This is a genomic window from Ideonella sp. P3_A4 (assembly GCF_056403075.1).
Genome location: NZ_JBFUGE010000325.1, coordinates 1 through 6,897, shown reverse-complemented (window position 1 = coordinate 6,897; position 6,897 = coordinate 1). Strand labels below are relative to the sequence as shown.

Here is a 6,897-nt window from a genome sequence, read left to right as displayed (position 1 = left end):
GGTCTGGGGCTGGGGCACGGCCTATGGCAAGCCGACGCAAGGCGCACCGTCTGCGCCGGCATCGACCACCGCCGCCGAAGGGACCAAGTCATGAAACGCCCGGCCTGGCCACTGGTGGTCGCCGCCGCCGTGTTGCTGCCCGCCTGCAGCGAGCATTCGCAGGGCGAGGCGGCGCGGCTGAAGAAGGCCGACGCCAAGGCATCGAGCGGTGCGGTGACCGCCGACAAGGCCTACATGGCCAACGGCTGGACGGCCGGTGACGACACAAGCTGGCAGACCCAAATCCGCGGCCGCACGCAAGGCCAGAACGAATACGCGCGCATCACCTCGGCCACGCCAGCAGCCACTGCCGCACCACCGGTGGCCGTCGCACCCGCGGCGGCACCGGCCAAGGCGCCTTGACGCGCGAGGAGGCACCGCCATGCGTCGCCTGATCTGCACTGTCTCGTTCGGGCTGGCCCTGGCCGCTGCAAGCGCTGGCTGGGCCCAGACCACCGCGGCGCCGGCGGCGTCTGGGGCAGCACCAACCGGCTTCGTCGCCGGCCCCGAGCCGCAGCCCGGCGACAGCAACGCCCAGCGCGCGAAAAGCCAACCCGGCAACAACGCGCCGATGTGGCGCGCAGTCAAGGAGACCGGCGGCACCAGCACGTTGCCCGGCGCCGAAAAAGGCACGCTGGTGCAACCCTTCGTGCAGTACCCCGGCTCGCGCTTCACCAACGCCGGCGAGGCCTGGCGCCAGGTGCGCAACCAATGGCTTGTCCCCTACGGCGGCGCGCTGCTGTTCATCGTCGTGCTGGCGATCGCGCTGTTCTACTGGCGCAAGGGGCCGCTCGGCCACGCAGAGAACACCGGCGGCGCGATCGAGCGCTTCACGCCGTTCGAACGCGCGGCCCACTGGTCCAACGCCATCGCGTTCGTCACGCTCGCGGTGTCCGGCCTGGTGATGGCCTTCGGCAAGTTCCTGCTGTTGCCGCTGATCGGCAGTGCGCTCTTCGGCTGGCTGACCTATGCACTGAAGACGGTGCACAACCTGGTCGGGCCGCTGTTCGCGGTGTCGCTGGTCATCGTGCTGCTGACCTTCGTGCGCGACAACCTGCCACAGCGCGGCGACCTCACCTGGCTGTTGCGCGGTGGCGGCATGCTGGGCGGCCACGAGGTGCCGTCGCACCGCTTCAATGCCGGCGAGAAGCTGGTGTTCTGGGGCGGCGCGCTATTGCTCGGCAGCATCGTCGTCGCCTCGGGCCTGGTGATGGACAAGCTGCTGCCGGGGCTGGCCTACCTGCGCGGCGACATGCAGATCGCCCACATGGTCCACATCAGCGCGGCGGTGCTGATGATGGCCTTGCTCTGCGGCCACATCTACATCGGCACCATCGGCATGCGGGGAGCCTACCGCGCGATGCGCGATGGCTATGTCGACGAGGCCTGGGCGGCCGAACACCATGCGCTGTGGCTCGAAGACATCCGCGCCGGCGAGATCCCGGCGCAGCGCTCGGCGTCGCAGGCGCCACCGCCACGCGCATTGCCTGAAGGAGTTTCGCGATGAAACACCACACGCTGGGCCTGACGATCGTCTTGCTGCTGTTGACGCTGGTGGCCGTCTCCAGCGTGGCCAAGCTGCCCGCCCCCAGCCCGGAGGCCAAGGCCAAGGCCGACGAGGCCGCGGCCAAGACGACCTGGACCACCAACGTCGCGAACTACCAACTCTGCAAGTCGATGGACAAGGTGGCAGCAGCCTACTTTGCCGAGGCCAAAGCGGCCGGCAAGGCGGCATCGGCGCCGGTGGCCACACCCGCCTGCACCGACCCGGGCCAGTTCGCCTACGTGGCACCCAGCGAAGCCAAACCGCCACTTGAAGCCTCGGGCGCCCACTCGCCGCCCAAGACGGCCGCCGAGCCGCCGAGCACCAACAAGCCGGATGCGCAGGCCAACCCGAAGAAGTAAGCTCGTCCGCATGACACGGCCCCAAGCTGCACCGGCTGACCTGAATCGCGCACCCCGCATGACCGAAGCGCGGCAGCCGCTGCTGCGCGAGATCGAGATCCTCGACGAGTACGGCGCACGTCGCCACATCCACATCCCCGCCGAGCGGCCGTTGACTTTGTTCGTCGACAAGCGCGAGCTGGTCACGCTGATGACATTGGGCGCTGCGCCCGAGTTGCTGGTGCTGGGTTACCTGCGCAACCAGCGCCTGGTCAACCGMATGGACGAGGTCGAGTCGATCACGGTCGACTGGGAAGTCGGCGCCGCTGCTGTCTACACCCGCCACGGCCTGCCGGACCTGGCCGCCAAAACCTCTCGCCGCACCGTCACCACCGGTTGCGGCCAAGGCACTGTGTTCGGCGACCTGATGAACGATGTGGCCGGCCTGACGCTGCCACCGCCCGAGCGCGCGCGCATCCGCCAATCCACACTCGCCGCGATGCTCGAGACGATGCGCCAGCAGGACAGCATCCACCGCAAGGCCGGTTCGGTGCACGGCTGCGCGCTGTTCCGCGGCGGCGAGATGCTGATGTTCGTCGAGGACGTCGGCCGCCACAACGCGATCGACACCATCGCCGGCTGGATGTGGCTGAACGGCGTGACTGGCGAAGACAAGTGCTTCTACACCACCGGCCGCCTGACCAGCGAGATGGTGATGAAGGCCGCCCACATGAGCGTGYCGATCGTCGTCTCGCGCAACGGCGTCACGCAGATGGGCCATGAACTGGCCACGCGACTGGGCATGACGCTGTTCGGCCGCGCTGCGAACAAGCACTTCCTTTGCTACACCGGCTTCGAGCGCTTCGATTCGGAGCCGCTGCCCGAGCCGGCACCGGTGCGGGTGGTGTCATCGGCTCAATAGTCGAGCCCACCATGGACATCGCCCTCGACTCGCCACCGATCGAGCGCGTGGTCACGTTGCGCGCCGCGGTGCTGATGGAGCGCGAGACACAACCCAACCGCTGGGAAGACTGGCGCTACAAGCTCGTTGGCGTCGAGCTGGACGATGGGCATCTCGGGTCGTCTGAAGCATCGCAGTTGCCGCGCGTGCTGCGCGACGATGGCCGCCACGCGCTGTGGGCCTTCACCGGCTTCGAGGTGTTGCTGCACCCGGACGAAGCCGAGGGCTACCACCTCAACCTCACGAGCGGCGCGCCGGTCTGGTTCGTGATGTGGCGCGTCGACGATGAAGACCCGTCACGCGCCTGGCCCGAGCGCGTCACGCTGTCGTACCACGAAGCGGGCCGCCTGCTGGATGCGCAAGAGCGCGTCGACAACTGGCCGCTGCCGGCCGAGCTGGTGGCGCTGCTGCAGGCCTACACCGACGCGCACTACCAACCCGAGCCAAAGCGACGCCAGCGACCTGCGTCCTTCCTGTCGCCCGAGCAACGCGGGGGCCGCCGATGAGCGCCGACGACAGCGGCTTCCTGGCCCGCTGGTCGCAGCGCAAGGTGCAAGCGCGCCAGGGTGGGCCATTGGTGGAAGACCCGCCAGCGGTGCCCGTGGTTGCCGACACGACGCCGCCGATCGCGCCCGCACCAACAGCCATCGCCGAGCCGCAGCCGCAGCCGCCCAGCGCAGACGCGTTGCCGACGATGGACGAAGTGGCCACGCTGACGCCAGCGTCCGACTTCAGCCGCTTCGTTGCGCGCGGCGTCGAGCCGGGGGTCAAGAACGCCGCGTTGAAGAAACTCTTCGCCGATCCGCACTTCAACCTGATGGACGGGCTGGACACCTACATCGAGGACTTCGGCCGCGCCGACCCGCTGCCCGCCAGCGTGCTGGCGCAGATGGCCCAGGCGCGTTTTCTGGGCCTTGTCAGCGACACCGAAGCCGAGCCCGCCCCCACCTCATCCCCCGTCCCCGGGGCCTCTTCTTCTGCCGCGGCCGCCACCGATGAAGACCCTGATCTGCGACTGCAACCGGACAATGCCGCTGGATGCCCAGGCCCTGAGCCAAGCGCTGGCGGCGACGCCGGGCGCCAGCCCTGACGGCCTGCAACACACCCACAGCGTGCTGTGCCGGCGCGAGGCCGCGGCGTTCCAGCGTGCGGCCATCGACGAAGGCGAGACGCTGGTCATCGCCTGCACACAGGAAAGCAGGCTCTTCGCTGCGTTGAACGAAGAGACCGCCGGTGCGCCGTCGATCACTGAGCGGCCGATCCGCTTCGTCAACATCCGCGAGACCGGCGGCTGGGGCCGTGACGCGGCGCAGGCCACGCCGAAGATCGCCGCGCTGCTGGCCGCGGCGCAGTTGCCGTTGCCCGAGCCTGTGGGCACCGTCGGCTACCGGTCGGCCGGTCGCACGCTGGTCGTCGGCGATGCCACCGCGGCGAGCCGCGCCGCCACCCTGTTGGGCGAGGGACTCGACATCAGCCTGCTGGTCACAGCGCCAAGTGGTGAGTTGCCGCAGGCCCACAAGCACGCAGTACACAACGGCCGCCTGACCCGACTCAGCGGCTGGCTCGGCGCTTTCGAGGCCGCGTGGGAAAGCGACAACCCGATCGACCTCGATCTGTGCACCCGCTGCAACGCCTGTGTCGACGTCTGCCCTGAAAACGCGATCGACCTCAGCTACCAGGTCGACCTCACGCTGTGCAAGAGCCATCGCGATTGCGTACGTGTCTGCGAAGCCGCCGGCGCGATCGACTTTCAGCGCGAACCGGTCGCCCACCATGAGCACTTCGACTTGGTGCTCGACCTGCAGCCCGAGCCGACCTTCACGATGCATCAGCCGCCGCAAGGCTACTTCCACGCCGGTGCAGATGAGCGCCGGCTGTTCGAGGCGGTGCTGCAACTGCGTGAGCTGGTCGGCGAGTTCGACAAGCCACGCTTCTTTCGCTACCAGCATCGCCTTTGCGCACACAGCCGCAACGAGCAGATCGGCTGCACCGCCTGCATTGATGTCTGCTCGGCCCAGGCCATCCGCAGCGATGCATCGGCGAAGGGCCGCTCGAAGAACGACCTGCAGCCGGCCGGTGGCATCGTCGTCGAGCCGCACCTGTGCGTGGGCTGCGGCGCTTGCGCGACCGTTTGTCCAAGTGGCGCGCTGACCCACGCGGCACCGAACCCGGCCGACCAGGGCAAGCGGCTGCAAACACTGATCGCCACTTATGCGCGCGCAGGTGGCCGCGACGCGGCACTGCTGCTGCACAGCGAAGAAGCCGGCCAGCGCTTGATCGACGCACTCGGCCGCGCGGCGCGCACCGACCGTGCGCTGCACGGCGTACCGGCGCGCGTGATCCCGGTGCCGTTGTGGCACACCGCCAGCGTCGGGCTGGACCTGTGGCTGGCCGCGATCGCGCAAGGCGCGTCGCAGGTCTGGGTGCTGCTGACCGACGAGGAGGCGCCCGACTACCGGCGCGCACTGGCTGAGCAGGTGGCCGTCGGCCAGGCCATCCTCACCGGTCTTGGCTACCGCGGCGAGCATCTGCGCTTGATCGACGTTCGCGATCCGCAGTCGCTCGACACCGCGCTGCGAAGCGCGCCGGCGCAGGTCGTTGCCAAAGCCGCCACATTCGCCGCCCAGGCCGACAAGCGCTCGACGCTCGAACTCACGCTCGACCACCTGCGCCAGCAAGCCCCCGCACCGGTGCCCGAAGAGATCGCTCTGCCGGCATCCGGTTCGCCCTACGGCTCGCTGCTGGTCGATGCCGAGCGCTGCACGCTGTGCCTGGCCTGCGTCGGCGCCTGCCCCGAGAACGCGCTGGCCGACAACCCCGACCGSCCGCAGCTGAAGTTCATCGAAAARAACTGCGTGCAGTGCGGCCTGTGCGCCAGCACCTGCCCCGAGCAGGCGATCACGCTGCAGCCGCGGCTGTGGCTCGCCGACGAGGGCCGCGCGCGCAAGTCTGCCCGGGTGCTGAACGAAGCCCAACCCTTTGCCTGCGTGCGCTGCGGCAAGCCCTTCGGCACGCTGCGCGCGATCGAGATGATGGTCACCAAGCTGGCCGGCCATTCCGCCTTCCAGGGCGCGGCCGCCGAGCGGCTGAAGATGTGCGGCGACTGCCGCGTCATCGACATCCACACCAACCCCAGCGAAGTCCGCATCACGGATCTTTAGACCGATGACCGAAACCAGCGCGCTGCACTTTGCAAGCCGAGATCAGGGCGAAGAGCTGGCCCGCGCCGAGCTGTACGGCCTTCTCGCGCGGCTGTGGCTGGCGCCGCCAGACGAAGCGCTGCTGGCGCAGTTCCGCGTCGCCGTCACCGAAGCGCCGGTACCGGGCGGCTACCTGGAAGCGCCTTGGCATGATCTGGTAGCGGCCATGCGCACGACCACCGCGCAACAGGCGGCGGCCGAGTACGACACTCTCTTCGGCGGCGTCGGCAAGCCCGAAGTCTTTCTCTACGGCTCGTACTACCTGAGTGGTTTCCTGAACGAGAAGCCGCTGGCCGCGCTGCGCAGCGACCTAGCCGCGCTTGGCCTGACGCGCGACACCGACCGCGGCGAAACCGAAGACCATATCGCCTATGGCTTCGAGGTCATGCGCTACCTGATCGCCGGCGACGACGCACTCGTCTGCACGCTAGAGCAGCAGCGCCGCTTCTTCCGCGCGCACCTGCAGCCCTGGGTCGAGCGACTTTGCGACGCGGTCGACGCGCAACCGGCCGCGGCCATCTGGCGTGCTGTTGCCGCACCGACCCGCTCCTTCATGCAGGTGGAAGCGCAGGCCTTCGACATGCTTGAATAGCGGCATGACGATAGCCAAGCAAGACATCACCGGCCTGGTGCTCGCCGGCGGTCGCGGCAGCCGCATGGGTGGCGCCGACAAAGGCCTGCAGAACCACCTCGGCATGCCGCTGGCCCTGCACACGCTGCTGCGCCTGGCGCCGCAGGTGGGGCCGACGATGGTCAACGCCAACCGCAACCTGGCAGCCTACGAATCTATGGGCTCGCCGGTCTGGCCCGACG

General features: G+C 68.9%; 9 protein-coding genes. All 9 read left to right on the top strand.

Translation table 11 applies throughout. From position 1 onward, the window contains the following. Positions 1 to 90 precede the first annotated feature (90 nt). The gene (locus AC1DYI_RS22870; protein ID WP_477206434.1) at positions 91 to 402 is read left to right on the top strand and encodes a hypothetical protein; all 312 of its coding nucleotides are present in this window, start codon (positions 91 to 93) and stop codon (positions 400 to 402) included. A gap of 19 nt (positions 403 to 421) precedes the next feature. Continuing rightward, entirely contained in the window at positions 422 to 1,546 is a 1,125-nt protein-coding gene (locus AC1DYI_RS22865; RefSeq protein ID WP_477206433.1) for a formate dehydrogenase subunit gamma, read from the top strand. Beyond that, positions 1,543 to 1,944 carry a hypothetical protein gene (locus AC1DYI_RS22860; RefSeq protein ID WP_477206432.1) on the top strand — a complete coding sequence of 134 codons (402 nt, stop codon included), beginning with the start codon at positions 1,543 to 1,545 and terminating at the stop codon, positions 1,942 to 1,944. Before AC1DYI_RS22865 ends, AC1DYI_RS22860 begins: the two co-directional genes overlap by 4 nt. A gap of 10 nt (positions 1,945 to 1,954) precedes the next feature. Further along, entirely contained in the window at positions 1,955 to 2,845 is an 891-nt protein-coding gene (locus AC1DYI_RS22855; protein WP_477206431.1) for a formate dehydrogenase accessory sulfurtransferase FdhD, read from the top strand. Positions 2,846 to 2,856: 11 nt separating this feature from the next. After that, positions 2,857 to 3,390: a DUF3305 domain-containing protein gene (locus AC1DYI_RS22850; RefSeq protein WP_477206430.1), complete on the top strand. Its 534-nt coding sequence runs from the start codon at positions 2,857 to 2,859 to the stop codon at positions 3,388 to 3,390. Then, the gene (locus AC1DYI_RS22845; RefSeq protein WP_477206429.1) at positions 3,387 to 3,974 is read left to right on the top strand and encodes a DUF3306 domain-containing protein; all 588 of its coding nucleotides are present in this window, start codon (positions 3,387 to 3,389) and stop codon (positions 3,972 to 3,974) included. The genes AC1DYI_RS22850 and AC1DYI_RS22845 overlap by 4 nt, the downstream gene beginning before the upstream one ends. Then, complete coding sequence (locus AC1DYI_RS22840) at positions 3,880 to 6,045, top strand: 4Fe-4S binding protein (protein WP_477206428.1); 2,166 nt, start codon at positions 3,880 to 3,882, stop codon at positions 6,043 to 6,045. Before AC1DYI_RS22845 ends, AC1DYI_RS22840 begins: the two co-directional genes overlap by 95 nt. Before the next feature lie 4 nt (positions 6,046 to 6,049). Next, positions 6,050 to 6,676: a TorD/DmsD family molecular chaperone gene (locus tag AC1DYI_RS22835; protein WP_477206427.1), complete on the top strand. Its 627-nt coding sequence runs from the start codon at positions 6,050 to 6,052 to the stop codon at positions 6,674 to 6,676. A gap of 4 nt (positions 6,677 to 6,680) precedes the next feature. Beyond that, positions 6,681 to 6,897, top strand: a 217-nt coding sequence (locus tag AC1DYI_RS22830) for an NTP transferase domain-containing protein (protein ID WP_477206426.1), incomplete at its 3' end; no start/stop codon positions are given.